This is a genomic window from Rhodococcus sp. IEGM 1341, from assembly GCF_030056895.1.
Taxonomy (GTDB): domain Bacteria; phylum Actinomycetota; class Actinomycetes; order Mycobacteriales; family Mycobacteriaceae; genus Rhodococcoides.
In genome coordinates this window covers 1-14,066 of sequence record NZ_JASHKV010000017.1, presented here as the reverse complement: position 1 = coordinate 14,066, position 14,066 = coordinate 1, and the positions used below count along the sequence as shown (strand labels likewise).

Annotated in this window: 12 protein-coding genes; 11 read left to right on the top strand and 1 reads right to left on the bottom strand. The window is 65.3% G+C overall.

Features of this window, described 5'->3' with window-relative positions; genetic code table 11:
* Nucleotides 1-84: 84 nt before the first annotated feature.
* Nucleotides 85-840, bottom strand: coding sequence for an SDR family NAD(P)-dependent oxidoreductase (locus QM615_RS22190; protein WP_068046115.1), 756 nt, complete (start codon nucleotides 838-840; stop codon nucleotides 85-87).
* A gap of 333 nt (nucleotides 841-1,173) precedes the next feature.
* On the opposite strand from QM615_RS22190, the gene QM615_RS22185 reads away from it, so the two are divergent.
* The 11 genes from QM615_RS22185 to QM615_RS22135 all read left to right on the top strand — a co-directional run bounded on the left by QM615_RS22185 (nucleotide 1,174) and on the right by QM615_RS22135 (nucleotide 14,052).
* Nucleotides 1,174-2,448 carry an ROK family protein gene (locus tag QM615_RS22185; protein ID WP_269595715.1) on the top strand — a complete coding sequence of 425 codons (1,275 nt, stop codon included), beginning with the start codon at nucleotides 1,174-1,176 and terminating at the stop codon, nucleotides 2,446-2,448.
* Between the two features lie 11 nt (nucleotides 2,449-2,459).
* Complete coding sequence (locus QM615_RS22180) at nucleotides 2,460-3,374, top strand: alpha/beta fold hydrolase (RefSeq protein WP_411741354.1); 915 nt, start codon at nucleotides 2,460-2,462, stop codon at nucleotides 3,372-3,374.
* A 48-nt stretch (nucleotides 3,375-3,422) separates the two neighbouring features.
* Entirely contained in the window at nucleotides 3,423-4,751 is a 1,329-nt protein-coding gene (gene mshA, locus QM615_RS22175; RefSeq protein ID WP_269595716.1) for a D-inositol-3-phosphate glycosyltransferase, read from the top strand.
* A complete protein-coding gene (locus tag QM615_RS22170; protein ID WP_269595717.1) occupies nucleotides 4,748-5,236 on the top strand; it encodes a type III secretion system chaperone family protein in 489 nt (162 codons plus the stop codon). Before mshA ends, QM615_RS22170 begins: the two co-directional genes overlap by 4 nt.
* A 57-nt stretch (nucleotides 5,237-5,293) precedes the next feature.
* The gene (locus tag QM615_RS22165; protein ID WP_269595718.1) at nucleotides 5,294-6,742 is read left to right on the top strand and encodes a nucleobase:cation symporter-2 family protein; all 1,449 of its coding nucleotides are present in this window, start codon (nucleotides 5,294-5,296) and stop codon (nucleotides 6,740-6,742) included.
* A 71-nt stretch (nucleotides 6,743-6,813) separates the two neighbouring features.
* Complete coding sequence (locus QM615_RS22160; RefSeq protein ID WP_269595719.1) at nucleotides 6,814-7,905, top strand: BMP family lipoprotein; 1,092 nt, start codon at nucleotides 6,814-6,816, stop codon at nucleotides 7,903-7,905.
* Between the two features lie 3 nt (nucleotides 7,906-7,908).
* Nucleotides 7,909-9,411 carry an ABC transporter ATP-binding protein gene (locus tag QM615_RS22155; RefSeq protein ID WP_269595720.1) on the top strand — a complete coding sequence of 501 codons (1,503 nt, stop codon included), beginning with the start codon at nucleotides 7,909-7,911 and terminating at the stop codon, nucleotides 9,409-9,411.
* Nucleotides 9,395-10,642, top strand: a complete 1,248-nt coding sequence (locus QM615_RS22150) for an ABC transporter permease (protein ID WP_256980855.1) — start codon at nucleotides 9,395-9,397, stop codon at nucleotides 10,640-10,642. The genes QM615_RS22155 and QM615_RS22150 overlap by 17 nt, the downstream gene beginning before the upstream one ends.
* Entirely contained in the window at nucleotides 10,639-11,907 is a 1,269-nt protein-coding gene (locus tag QM615_RS22145) for an ABC transporter permease (protein ID WP_269595722.1), read from the top strand. Before QM615_RS22150 ends, QM615_RS22145 begins: the two co-directional genes overlap by 4 nt.
* Before the next feature lie 99 nt (nucleotides 11,908-12,006).
* Nucleotides 12,007-13,596, top strand: a complete 1,590-nt coding sequence (locus tag QM615_RS22140; protein WP_269595723.1) for an AMP-binding protein — start codon at nucleotides 12,007-12,009, stop codon at nucleotides 13,594-13,596.
* A 219-nt stretch (nucleotides 13,597-13,815) separates the two neighbouring features.
* Nucleotides 13,816-14,052 carry a hypothetical protein gene (locus QM615_RS22135; RefSeq protein ID WP_283347930.1) on the top strand — a complete coding sequence of 79 codons (237 nt, stop codon included), beginning with the start codon at nucleotides 13,816-13,818 and terminating at the stop codon, nucleotides 14,050-14,052.
* The last annotated feature ends 14 nt before the right edge of the window (nucleotides 14,053-14,066 follow it).

Below are 14,066 nucleotides of genomic sequence, written 5' to 3'. Positions count from 1 at the left end.
CACTCGAGGAGTACAACAAACGACTGCTCGTTGCGACGACCACGTGAACCCGTCTCGAGTTTCCGCTCACCTGCGGCAAAGCCGCTACGTGCGGGAGAAGCGCCCCGGACCGGCCTGGTCACGTGGCTTGATGATGATCTGATCCAGGTTCACGTGCGACGGGCGCGAGGCCACGAAGCCGATGACCTCGGCGATATCGCTCGCCACCAGCGGCGTGATGCCCTGGTAGACCGCGTCGGCCTTGGCTGCGTCGCCGTCGAACCGGACGAGGGAGAACTCGGTTTCCACGGCACCCGGCGCGACCTCGGTCAACCGCACCGGCTTGCCCAGCAGTTCGCCGCGCAGCGTCCGATGAAGCACGGCCTGAGCGTGTTTGGCCGAGGTGTAGCCCGAACCGTTGTCGTAGGCCTCGAACGCCGCGACGGATGTGATGGTGACGATCAGGCCGTCACCGGAGTCGATCAGCTTGGGCAGCAACGACTTCGTCACCCGCAATGTACCGAGCACGTTGGTCTCCCACATCCAGCGCCAATCGTCGAGGTCGGCGTCGATCACGGGGGCCAAGCCCTTCGCGCCACCGGCGTTGTTGATCAGCACGTCGACGCGGGGAATGACGGCGGTGAAGGCGGCGACCGAATCCTCGTCCGTCACATCGAGTTCCAGGGCAGTACCACCGATCTCCGACGCCAACTCCTCCAGCCGGTCGAGGCGGCGGGCTCCGATCACGACGTGGAATCCGTCGGCGGCGAGTTGGCGGGCGGTGGCCGCGCCGATGCCGGAGCTCGCTCCGGTGACGACGGCGATTCGGGCATCGGGGGAAATGTGTTCGGACGAGGTCATGGTGAAATTCTATGCCCGGCGTACCCCGTGCTTTCCGATGCCCGATTGGACATCGGACGCGAGGGTGCTAATTTTGGACCCATGTCCGCCAGTGAGACCACCGCGATGCGGGTCACCTATGTGACCGCGTCCCTCGGTTCTCGCTTGCCGCTTCCTCGGGAACTGTGTTGTCCCGGCCAAGGAATCTGTCTCTAGCCTTTCGAGCTACGGGCAGTCGATTCGCGTGCCGTGGTCCCTTCGTGGCCGCCGCATTCACCCTTGACCTGCATCACTTCGCTCGTCCGTCGTTGTCCATTCACGGCGGAGGTCTGCCACCGCCGAGGATCACAACGAATGTCCGTATCAACGCTGCACCACCACTCCGGCCCCACCTCCCTACGGTCTCTGCAGAGGCCTCGATCGCGCGTGCAGCTCGTCGCACCCGATCTGCGGATCGCCGACAGTCCCGCCGCGTCGGTGCTTCGAGTCGCCTGCGTCGAAGGCCCCATCTCCCGCGAACGTGCTGCTCGTGCAACCGGTTCGAGCATCGCCACGGTCAACCGTCAGGTGTCGGCCCTGCTCGCCGTCGGGCTGCTCCGTGAGCGCGCAGACCTGACGGCACCCGGGGCGATCGGACGCCCACGGGTGCCGTTCGAGGTCAACCACGAACCGTTCTCGACCATCGGCATCCACATCGGAGCCGTCGTCACCGGCATCACCGTCAGCGATCTGCGGGGACGTATCCTCGGTGCCGTCGAAATACCCACGCCCGCCGGCTCTTCCGAGACAGCTCTGGCCTCCGTCACCCGTAGCGCAAGTGCCTTTGCCGGACGCTGGCATCGCCGCACCCCGCTGTGGGTCGGGGTGGCGATCGGTGGACGCGTCGACACCGCGAGCGGCACCGTCGACCACCCGCGGTTGGGCTGGGAGAACGGACGAGTCGCCGGCATCATCGGCGGCGGCCTGGGATTGCCGATCTCGGTCTCCGGCCACGTCGAGGCCATGGCGGCGTCGGAGCTGCTCCTCGCGCCGCGGCCGTCGGACGGTGATGTGGCGCAGAGCAACAGCGGAACCTCGCTGTACTTCTACGCCCGTGAGACCGCAGGCATGGCGCTGACCATCGACGGCCGCGTGCACACCCCCACGAGCGGACCGGGCTCCATCGCGCACCTACCCACCGGATCGTCGGCGCTGTGCGACTGCGGGAATCGCGGATGCCTCGAGGCATCCGTCAGTGATCGAGCGGTGGTCGCCGCTGCCGTGGACCGCAAAATTGTTGCATTGCAGCCTCATTCGAGCATCGCGGCGGTGTACCAGGCGGCGCGGGGTGGCTCTGAGGCGGCGCGGGAGCTGCTCGTCGAGCGGGCGCAGATTCTGGGTCGAACGGTGGCGCTGCTGCGCGACATGTTCAATCCGGACCGCGTCGTACTCGGAGGTCAGGCGTTCACCGCGTACCCGGCCGGAATTCCGCACGTGGGACAGGCCTTCGCTGCCTATTCGACGTTGGAGCGCAGGGACATTCGGGTGACCGGCTTCGGTGACAAGGTGCAGGAGTATGCCGCAACCGTGGTCTCCCTCAGCGCCCTGTACTCCGATCCACTCGCCTCGATGCGCAGAGCCGCCGCGTAGGTTCACTCACTATGAGCATGCCCGATACGAGCACCCGTGCAGCAGGACCGATTCGTCAGGCCACCGGCATCGACGGAGTCAACATCGTCTACCGCGTCAGCGGTGACCCTGCGGCGCGGCCACTGATCCTGCTGCACGGGTGGGCGCAGAGCTCGGCCTGCTGGGGCGAGGGACTGCTGGCCGACCTGGCGGAGCGCTATCGCGTTCTCGCGGTGGATCTACGCGGACACGGCTATTCCGACGCCCCGTCGGCCGGTTACGAAAACCCGAAGAACTGGGCGGGAGACGTGGCTGCCGTGCTGGCCGCCGAGAACATCACCGCCGACGCGGTGCTGCTGGGTTGGTCGTACGGCGGTCTGGTGATCTGCGACTACCTCGCCGAACACGGCACGGGCGCGGTGGCGGGAATCGTGCTCGTCGGCGCGATCACCAGCATCGGCAGGGGAGAGGCAGGCGGCCGCGTCGGGACGGCGATGCGAGCGGCGATCCCCGGGGCGATGGCCGAGGAGCCTCGCGTTGCGATCAAGGCGCTCGGGAGTTTTGGGCACGCGTTGACCGGGCCAACGGAAGGGCTGGGAGTGGAGCCTGCGGAACGACCCAGAGAGAGTCTTGGCACGCAGGCGCAGGCGCTGTTCGGGCTGACACTGTCCACGAGGCCACGCGTTCGCGCCGCCCTGTTCGATCGAGCGGTCGGCCACGACGACCTGCTGCGCGGCCTCGACATCCCGGCGTTCGTGCTGCACGGAACCGAGGACACCGTCGTCGACGTCTCTGCCGGACGGCACGCTGCGGAGCTGATTCCCACGGCGGTGGCGTCGTACTGGGAGGGCGTCGACCACGGCCCGTTCGTGGCCGATCCGCAGCGATTCCTCAGAGAGGTGACCGAGTTCGTCGACGGTCTCGGTGTGACGCAGGGCCAGCCGTGAGAAGGGGTAGTTATCGAGACGTAATGTGGAGGCGTGCACACTGAAGAAGTGACTGGACGCCAGCTGAACAGGGTCGCTGTGTTGTCCTTGCATACCTCCCCGCTGGCGCAGCCCGGAACGGGCGATGCGGGCGGCATGAACGTCTACGTACTGCAGAGCGCGAAAGAGCTGGCCAAACGAGGCGTGGAGGTCGAGATCTTCACCCGCGCGACGGCGTCGACCGATGCTCCCGTCGTCGAGGCAGCTCCCGGTGTGCTGGTGCGCAACATCGTCGCGGGTCCGTTCGAGGGCCTGGACAAGCACGACCTGCCCACACAGCTGTGCGCCTTCGCAGCCGGGGTGCTGCGCGAGGAAGCGCGCCACGAACCCGGCTACTACGACCTGGTTCATTCGCACTACTGGCTCTCGGGGCAGGTCGGCTGGCTGGCGCGCGATCGCTGGGGAGTGCCCCTGGTCCACACCGCGCACACTCTCGCCGCGGTCAAGAACGCGTCTCTGGCGCAGGGCGACTCGCCCGAGCCCGCCGCGCGTCAGATCGGTGAGCAGCAAGTGGTGGCCGAGGCGGATCGGCTCATCGCCAACACCACCGAGGAAGCGAAGTCCCTCGTCGAGATCTACGGGGCGCAGCAGGGTTCGATCGACGTGGTCGCTCCGGGAGCCGATCTGGCGCAATACAATCCGGGGGACAAGCTGGCGGCGCGCGCCGAACTCGGGTTGAACCCCGACGAGTCGATCGTCGCATTCGTCGGCCGCATCCAGCCGCTCAAGGCCCCCGACGTGCTGATCGCCGCGGCTGCCGAAGTGCTGCAGCGCAATCCGAGAACACCACTGCGCGTCCTCATCGTCGGCGGCCCGTCCGGCAGCGGACTGGATCGACCCGACAGCCTCATCGATCTGGCCGACAACCTCGGGATAGCTGCCCGGGTGACGTTCATGCCGCCGCAACCGTCGGCGCGCCTGGCCCAGATCTACCGCGCCGCGGACATCGTCGCCGTGCCCAGCTACAACGAATCGTTCGGCCTGGTCGCCATCGAAGCCCAGGCCTGCGGAACTCCTGTCCTGGCCGCCGATGTGGGCGGACTCGGCGTGGCGGTGCGGTCGGGCGAAACCGGACGCCTGGTGCAGGGCCACCGCACCGAAGATTGGGCGGATGCGCTGTCGTCGATGCTGTCGGACCCAGTTGCGTTGGCCGACATGGCGACCGCAGCACCGCTGCACGCCCGCAACTTCTCGTGGGAGCACACCGCCGACGGACTCATCGAGAGCTACCGGCAGGCCAAGTTCCACTTCGACCGCGGCGAGGGGCCGAGCGAGTTCTCGCCGCGACGCGTCCGAGGATTGTCGAAACTACGCAGATCAGGAGCTGTGACTGCATGAGCGAGACTGCCGAACTGATCGACCGGGCACTGAAGGACCGCGAGCTGGACTACACCCGGCGCGGTGACGTGTTCACCGTCGAACTGCCCGGGGAACGCAAACTCAAGACGACGACGATGCTGACCGTCGGGCATCACGGGGTCCGCATCGAGGCGTTCGTCTGCCGCAAACCCGACGAGAACTTCGAGGGCGTCTACAAATACCTGCTGCGACGCAACCGCCGCCTGTACGGAGTCCATTACACGATCGACAAGGTCGGCGACATCTACCTCGTCGGCCGAATCTCGTTGCACGCCGTCACCGGTGACGAACTCGATCGCATTCTCGGCCAGACCCTCGAAGCCGCCGACGGCGACTTCAACGTGCTGCTCGAACTGGGATTCGCCGAGTCCATCAAACGCGAATGGGCATGGCGCGTCTCGCGCGGCGAATCGTTGGCGAACCTGAAGGCATTCGAGCACCTGGTGGACAAGCGGGAAGCGTAACTCGCCGGAAATGGGACGGCGTTGCTGCCGGTAACGTCCGGTTCCTAGCCTAGGGCAATGACCAGGCCAGAGGACGCTCGCCCACCGGTGCTGCAGATGTTCGGCTACGGCCTGCAACACATTCTCTCGATGTTCGGCGGCGTCATCGCCGTTCCGATCATCGTCGGTGGAGCGGCCGGACTGTCGGGGACCGATCAGGCACTGTTGATCTCCTGCGCGCTGTTCGTCAGTGGCGTGGCAACTGTGCTGCAAACGATCGGCATCCCGTTCTTCGGCTCGCAACTGCCGCTCGTGCAGGGCATTTCGTTCGCGTCGGTCTCGACGGTTCTGACGATCATCGGCAGCGCGGAGGACGGGCGAACCGGACTGCGCACGGTGCTCGGAGCCGTTCTGGTGGCCGCGCTGATCGGATTGGCCATCGCTCCGTTCTTCTCCAAGATCGTTCGGTTCTTCCCGCCTTTGGTGACCGGAAGCATCATCACCGTCATCGGACTGTCCCTGATGCCGGTGGCCGCGCGCTGGATCACCGGCCAGGAGATGGTGGGCGGAGCGCCGAACCCGAACTATCTGGACCCCGGCAACATCGGGCTGGCGATGTTCACCCTCCTCGCCGTGCTGGTGATGACCAAGATCCCCGGACTGTCGCGGCTGTCGATCCTGCTCGGACTCGTCGTCGGCACCATCGCGGCACTGATCGTCGGTAGGACCGACTTCGACGGCGTCGCCGACGCGTCCGTGGTGGCCGTCCCGACACCCTTCGCTTTCGGCTCACCGATCTTTGCAATCGGCGCGATCGTGTCGATGACCATCGTCATCCTGGTGATCATGGTCGAGACCACCGCCGACATCCTCGCCGTCGGCGAGGTGGTCGGAACCGACGTCGACTCCAAGCGCGTCGGCGACGGCCTGCGCGCCGACATGGTCTCCTCTGCCGTCGCCCCGATCTTCAACACCTTCCCGGCCACGGCCTTCGCACAGAACGTCGGCCTGGTCGCGATGACCGGCATCAAGAGCCGCTTCGTCGTCGCGATGGGCGGTGGCGTGCTTGCGCTGCTGGGCCTTTCGCCGATTCTCGCGGCCGTCGTCGGGGTCGTCCCGTTGCCCGTGCTCGGCGGCGCAGGAATCGCGCTGTTCGGAACCGTCGCCGCCAGCGGTATCCGCACCCTCGGCAAGGTGAACTACGACAACAACTCCAACGTGGTCATCGTGGCGGTGACCTTGGCGTTCGGTCTCATACCTGTTGTCGCGAGCGACTTCTGGGACGAGTTCCCGGACTGGTTCGTCACGATCTTCCACTCCGGAATCAGTGCCGCCAGCATCGTGGCGGTGGTACTCAACGTATTCTTCAACGTGTTCAAGCCCGGTACTCCGCCGAACCCCTCGGTGGTGGCAGCGGGGCCGGCAGTGATGGTGCGTGAGGACGAAGCACGAATACTCCGTGAAGGCGGCAGCTTGCCCGACGATCTCTCTTCCGAGAAGGCCGTGCCCGACAAGACACCTGAGTGAAATCCTGCGCACCCTCGCCCGCGCGAGTAGCGTCCCGACCCAGACGAAGTACACCTAAATTGGAGGACATCTTGTCATTCGTTACCCGCACGAGTACGCGGAAGGCAGCACTCGGCGGCGTCGCGTCGCTCGGTGCCATCGCCCTGATCGCAGGCTGTGGATCTGCCCCCGAAGACGAAGGATCGGGCGGAGGCGCATCGAGTGACTTCCTGCCCTGCATGGTCTCCGACAGTGGCGGATTCGACGACAAGTCGTTCAACCAGCTCGGGTTCGAGGGCTTGACCGAAGCCTCCGAGGAACTCGGCGTCGAGCCACGCACCGTCGAGTCCGCGTCTCCCACCGACTACGGCCCCAACATCAACAACCTCGTCGATCAGGGCTGCAACCTCATCGTCACCGTCGGCTTCGATCTGGCCGACGCCACCAAGGTCGCCGCCGAGGCCAATTCCGACATCGACTTCGCGATCATCGACGACTCCACCATCGATCTGCCGAACGTCAAGCCGCTGACCTACGACGCGTCGCAGTCGGCATTCCTCGCCGGTTACGCGGCCGCCAGCTACAGCACAACCGGAGTGGTCGGTACGTTCGGTGGCTCCCAGCTGCCGACCGTCACCATCTTCATGGACGGTTTCGCCGACGGCGTGAACTACTTCAACGAGCAGAAGGGCGAGGCAGTCCGCGTCATCGGCTGGGACGTGCCCTCGCAGAACGGCTCGTTCACCGGCGGATTCACCGCCAACGAGGTCGCCAAGAACACCGCCCAGGGTCTGATCGACCAGAACGCCGACGTCATCTTCCCGGTCGGTGGACCCATCTATCAGAGTGCGGCACAGGCCATTCGGGATTCCTCGCGCCCGGTCGCCCTCATCGGTGCCGACGCCGACGTCTTCGAATCCGACCCGTCGGTCGGCGACCTGTTGCTCACCTCGGTGACCAAGGGGCTCAAGACCAGCGTCGACGAGGTCGTCGCCAACTCCGGTGCCGATGCATTCGACAACACCCCGTACGTGGGCACGCTCGAGAACGACGGAGTCGGTATCGCACCGTTCCACGATTTCGAGTCCGAGGTCGACCCCGCACTGCAGGGCGAGCTGGACACGATCAAGGCCGGCATCATCGACGGATCCATCACCGTCGAGTCTCCCTCGGCACCCAAGTAGTTCATGAAGCTCGAACTTCGCGGTATCACCAAACGATTCGGCTCGTTGGTTGCCAACGACCACATCGATCTGACCGTCGAATCCGGCGAGATCCACTGCCTCCTCGGCGAGAACGGTGCAGGCAAGTCCACGTTGATGAACGTGCTCAGCGGCCTGTATCGCGCCGAGGAGGGCCAGATCCTGCTCGACGACGTCGAGCAGAACTTCGCCGGACCGGGCGAGGCCATGACCGCCGGGATCGGCATGGTGCATCAGCACTTCATGCTGATTCCGGTGTTCACCGTTGCCGAGAACATCGTGCTCGGCAACGAAACCACCTCGCTCGGTGGACGTCTCGACCTCGTGGCAGCGCGGAAGCTGGTGCGGGAGATATCCGCGAGGTTCGGCTTCGACCTCGATCCCGATGCTCTCGTCGACGACCTCCCCGTCGGCGTGCAGCAGCGGGTCGAGATCGTCAAGGCACTCTCTCGTGAGGCCAAGGTGCTCGTGTTCGACGAGCCGACGGCCGTCCTGACGCCGCAGGAAACCGACGATCTGATGCGGATCATGCGGGAACTCGTGGCGTCGGGCACCACGATCGTCTTCATCACCCACAAGCTGCGCGAAGTACGCGAAGTAGCCGACAAGATCACCGTCATCCGACTCGGCAAAGTCGTCGGAGAAGCGAAGCCGACCGCCAGCAACACCGAGCTCGCTGCGCTGATGGTGGGACGCGATGTGCAGCTGACCGTCTCGAAGGATCCGGCCACGCCGGGGGACGCGGCACTGGTCATCGAGAACCTGTCGGTGTTCGACGCCCAGGGCAACAAGACCGTCGACGACGTCAGCCTCGAAGTCGCGGCGGGGGAGATCCTCGCCATCGCCGGCGTGCAGGGCAACGGCCAGACCGAATTCGTCGAAGCCCTACTCGGGTTGCAGGACAACGTATCCGGCAAGATCAGCCTCGACGGCAACTCGCTCGTCGGGTCGACGGTGCAGGACGTGCTCGACGCAGGCGTCGGCTTCGTTCCCGAGGACCGCACCGTCGACGGACTCGTGGGTGAATTCTCCATCGCCGAGAACCTGATGCTCGATCGCTCCAACAGCATGCCGTTCGTGCGGCGCGGCGCGGTGCAACGCGAGTATCTCGAGACGTTCGCATCGGAGAAGCTCAGCGAATTCGACGTGCGCGCACCGGGAATCGGTACCGCCGTCGGACGCCTGTCCGGTGGCAATCAGCAGAAGGTGGTGCTCGCGCGAGAACTGAGCCGAGACCTGCGTCTGTTCGTCGCAGCGCAGCCCACTCGCGGAATCGACGTGGGATCCATCGAATTCGTACACAAACGCATCGTCGCCACCCGGGATTCGGGGATCCCGGTCATCGTGGTGTCGAGCGAACTGGACGAGGTCGCCGCACTGGCCGACCGCATCGCCGTCATGTATCGAGGAGTAATCGTGGGAATCGTCCCCGGGGATACGTCCCGCGAAACACTCGGCTTGATGATGGGCGGTGAGCGTGGTGAGTGAGGCCGAACAGCCCCCCAAATCCCAGGAACCGTCGAAGTCGCATGTGGTGCTTCGGCAGATCTTCACCGGCAGTGCGATCATCTCGGTTCTCGCGGTACTCCTCGCGCTGATCGTGGGTGCGGTGCTCATCGCCGCCACCAACTCGGGCGTCCAGGAATCGGCCGGGTACTTCTTCTCCCGTCCCTCGGACATGCTGACGGCGATCTGGGATTCTGTTTCCGGGGCGTACTCGTCGCTGTTCCAGGGTTCGGTCTACAACTTCCGTCGACCCGGATTCGAGAACGGCATCCGGCCACTGATGGAGACGCTGACCTTCGCCACCCCGCTGATCGTCGCCGGACTCGGTGTGGCCCTTGCCTTCCGCGTCGGCATGTTCAACATCGGTGGTCGAGGCCAGATGCTCATCGCCGCGGCGTGCGCCGGCTGGGTCGGGTTCGGCGTGAACCTGCCTGCCGGGTTGCACCTGTTGGTCGCCGTTCTCGCCGGTGTTCTCGGCGGCGCGGTGTGGGGCGGCATCGCCGGATTCCTTAAGGCGCGCACCGGCGCTCACGAGGTGATCGTCACCATCATGCTCAACTACATCGCGTTCTATCTCGTCGCGTACCTCCTGCGCACTCCCGGCGCTCTGCAGGCCCCGGGATCGAACAACCCCAAGACCGCGCCCATCGCGTCGACGGCGGTGTTCCCGAAGCTCTTCGGCGATCGCTACAGCCTGCACCTCGGTTTCGTGCTGGTGATCTTCGTGACGATCGCGGTGTGGTGGCTGCTCGAGCGATCGAGCCTCGGATTCCGTTTCCGCGCCGTCGGCGAGAACCCGCACGCGTCCCGCGTGGCCGGCATGAACGTCAACCGGATCTACCTGTACGCCATGATCATGTCGGGTGCGCTCGTCGGTCTGGCCGGAGTGTCGCAGGTACTGGGCACCGTCACCACCGGCTTCAGCGCCGACATCGACGCAGGCATCGGATTCGACGCCATCACCGTCGCACTGCTCGGCAGATCGAAACCGTGGGGCGTGTTCGTCGCGGGAATCCTGTTCGGCGCGTTCAAGGCCGGCGGATTCGCGATGCAGGCGGGCGAGGGCATCCCCATCGACATCGTGCTCGTCGTGCAGTCCGTGATCGTGCTGTTCATCGCCGCACCGCCGCTCGTGCGAGCGGTGTTCCGATTGCCGAAACCAGGAGAAGAGAAACTCGCGAAAGCCGAGACCGCGAAGGTGGGTGCACTGTGACCACCTCGACCGACACCGCCGCTGAAGCGGTACTCGGCCGGAGCTGGAAGGTCCCGTCGATCCTCGGGCTCGTGACGCTGCTGGCCCTGCTGCTGTTCGTGGTCAGAAAAGGTTCGGGAACAAGCACATTCGCACTGGCGTCGGAGGACGACTTCTTCGCACTGCCTGCAGTGGGCGTGCCGTCGTACGGCACCGGTCTCGTCGTGGTGGTACTGCTGGCCGTCATCACCGGCTACGCGGCGTTCCTTGCCTCGCAGTACCGCTCGACGCCACTGTGGCTGCTGGCAGTGTTCGCGGTGCTGTTCGTCTTCGGTTTCCTCGCCTGGGCAGCGGATGGCGAGACCATCCCGGTGCCCGGATTGCTCATCGGCGCAGTCGCTTTGAGTACGCCCCTGATCTTCGGTGCCATGGGCGGCGTCATCTCCGAGCGAGTCGGCGTCATCAACATCGCCATCGAAGGTCAGCTTCTTGCAGGTGCTTTCGTCAGCGCCGTCGTCGCGTCGATCACCGGTTCTACCTATGTCGCACTGCTCGCCGCTCTGATCGCCGGAGCGCTGACCGCGTCGTTGCTGGCGGTGTTCTCCATCCGCTATTTCGTCAACCAGGTCATCGTGGGTGTGGTGCTCAACGTGCTGGTCGTCGGATTGACCAGCTTCCTGTACTCGGTGGTGCTGACCAAGAACGCCGAGACTCTCAACTCGCCACCACGGTTCGGGCGCATCGACATTCCGGTGCTCTCGCAGATTCCGATTCTCGGACCGGTGCTGTTTAGGCAGACACTCATCGTGTACCTGATGTACATCGCCGTCGCGCTCGTGTTCTTCGGCCTGTTCCACACCAAGTGGGGACTGCGACTGCGCGCCGTCGGTGAGCATCCCCAAGCCGCCGACACCGTCGGAATCAATGTCGCACGCACCCGGTTCTGGAACGTCTGCCTCGCCGGTGCCATCGCCGGACTCGGTGGTGCGTACTTCACTCTCGGCTCCGTCGGCGCCTTCGGCAAGGAGATGACTGCCGGTGCCGGCTACATCGCTCTCGCCGCCGTGATCTTCGGCCGCTGGGATCCGGTACGCGCGACGCTGGCCGCACTGCTCTTCGGATTCGCGTCGAACCTGCAAAACGTACTGGGCATCATCGGCTCGCCGGTGCCCAGCGAATTCATGCTGATGCTGCCCTACGTGGTGACCATTTTCGCCGTCGCGGGCCTGGTGGGCCACGTTCGCGGGCCGGCCGCGGCAGGCAAACCGTATGCGTCGCGAAGTTAGCGCCCGCACTACCTGACTCAGCGGTAGGGTCGCTGTCCGTTGTGACCGCTTTCACTGTAGGGTTCGGTCATTGTTGCCGCAGTTTTTCGAAGGAGAGCCATGAGCTTCCGCAGTCCCTTTCCCGATGTCGAGATTCCGAATCTGAGCGTCTACGACTTCCTGTTCGGATCGATCGCCGAGTCCGACCTCGACAAGCCTGCACTGATCGACGGAACCTCCGGTGACGTCACCACGTACAAGACGCTGATCGGTCAGATCGACGCCATCGCGGGTGCTCTGGCCGCACGTGGACTCGAAGTCGGCGACGTCGTCGGACTCCACTCGCCGAACGTGCCCGCGTTCGCGTCGGTGCTGCACGGCATCCTGCGCGCAGGCGGAACCGCAACGACCATCAACGCGCTGTACACAGCCGAGGACATCGCCAAGCAGCTCACCGGCTCCGGCGCGAAGTTCCTGTTCACCGTCTCCCCGCTGTACCCGCAGGCCAAAGCTGCCGCGGAAAAGGTCGGCCTCGATGCCGATCACGTCATCGTGCTCGACGGCGCAGAGGGCCACCCGAACCTGCGCGACCTGCTCACCCAGGGCGCACCTGCCCCCGAGGTCTCGTTCGACCCGGCGACACACGTCGCGGTGCTGCCGTACTCCTCCGGAACGACGGGTGTGCCGAAGGGCGTCATCCTCACCCACCGCAACCTCGTCGCGAACGTGGCGCAGATGGAACCGCGCGTGGGCATCGACAGCAACGACGCGATCCTGGCGCTGCTGCCGTTCTTCCACATCTACGGCCTGACGGTGCTGCTCAACATCGCCCTCAAGCTGCGCGCGCACCTGGTGACGATGCCGAAGTTCGACCTCGTCGAATTCCTCCGCATCATTCAGGACCAGAAGCTGACGTACCTGTTCATCGCACCGCCGGTGGCCGTTGCGCTCGCCAAGCACCCGATGATCGATCAGTACGACCTCTCCAGCGTGCACACCATCTTCTCCGGTGCGGCACCGCTGGACGAGGAGCTCGGCAAGGCCGTCGCGAAGCGTCTGAACACGCGAGTGCGTCAGGGCTACGGCATGAGCGAGCTCAGCCCCGTCAGTCACGCCATCCCGTTCGATCGCGACGACATGCCGCTCAGCTCGGTGGGCCAGCCGCTGGCGAACACCGAGAACAAGCTCGTCGACCCGGGCACACTCGAGGAGATCGAGCTGCCTGCAGAGGGATTGAGCAAGCCGGGTGAGCTGTGGGTCAAGGGACCGAACGTGATGGTCGGGTACCTCAACAACCCCACCGCCACCGCCGAAACCCTCGACTCCGACGGTTACCTGCACACCGGCGACATCGCCGTCGTCGATCCCGAGGGTGTCGTCTACATCGTCGACCGCCTCAAGGAACTGATCAAGTACAAGGGCTACCAGGTGCCCCCGGCCGAGCTCGAGGCTCTGCTGCTGACGCACGAGGAGATCGCCGACGCCGCCGTCATCGGTGTGCTCGACGACGAGGGCGAAGAAATCCCCAAGGCATTTGTCGTCCGCCAGCAGGGTGCCACCATCGACGAAGAGGGCATCATCGCCTTCGTCGCCGAGCGCGTGTCGCCGCACAAGAAGGTGCGACGCGTCGAGTTCATCGACATCGTCCCGAAGTCCGCGGCCGGCAAGATTCTGCGCAAGGATCTGCGCGCCGCGGAGGCCGGAAAGTAAGACTCCGATTCACATCGACACCCCGTCCCACACTCAGTGGGGCGGGGTGTTGTTCGTGTGCAGTTGCTGGGGGACCTCACACCCTTTTTGTGGACCGCGCGGCTGTGTTTCGACGTGATCAGGGGCGCGCGGTTGGCATTGGGGGTGTGAGGTTGTGGTGGAACCAGGTGGGTGTTCGCCGCGTCCAAGGGGTGGGTGGGTTCGACGAAGGGGAGCGGTGTGAGCGTGACGCGGTGGTGGGTGGCCGGTCTGGTGGGGGTATTGGCGTCGGTCGCTGGATGTGGCGGGGCGACCGAGGATGCGCCGGTTGCGGAGTCGTCGACGAGCTCGGTGGTTGCGACACCGGTGGAGGAGGAGCCGTGGGATCCCTGCACCATTCCGGACAGTGCCGTCGAGGCTGCGGGGTTGGATGTGGTGAATCACCCTAGGTTCTGTGCCGCCTCCAGTTGGGGCTGATCCTCGGTGGTGAG

Excerpts from the sequence above, each read along its gene's own strand:
- QM615_RS22190 (WP_068046115.1), bottom strand. The coding sequence starts at position 840 with ATGACCTCGTCCGAACACATTTCCCCCGATGCCCGAATCGCCGTCGTC.
- QM615_RS22185 (WP_269595715.1), top strand. The coding sequence starts at position 1,174 with ATGTCCGTATCAACGCTGCACCACCACTCCGGCCCCACCTCCCTACGG.
- QM615_RS22180 (WP_411741354.1), top strand. The coding sequence starts at position 2,460 with ATGAGCATGCCCGATACGAGCACCCGTGCAGCAGGACCGATTCGTCAG.
- QM615_RS22170 (WP_269595717.1), top strand. The coding sequence starts at position 4,748 with ATGAGCGAGACTGCCGAACTGATCGACCGGGCACTGAAGGACCGCGAG.
- QM615_RS22165 (WP_269595718.1), top strand. The coding sequence starts at position 5,294 with ATGACCAGGCCAGAGGACGCTCGCCCACCGGTGCTGCAGATGTTCGGC.
- QM615_RS22155 (WP_269595720.1), top strand. The coding sequence starts at position 7,909 with ATGAAGCTCGAACTTCGCGGTATCACCAAACGATTCGGCTCGTTGGTT.
- QM615_RS22140 (WP_269595723.1), top strand. The coding sequence starts at position 12,007 with ATGAGCTTCCGCAGTCCCTTTCCCGATGTCGAGATTCCGAATCTGAGC.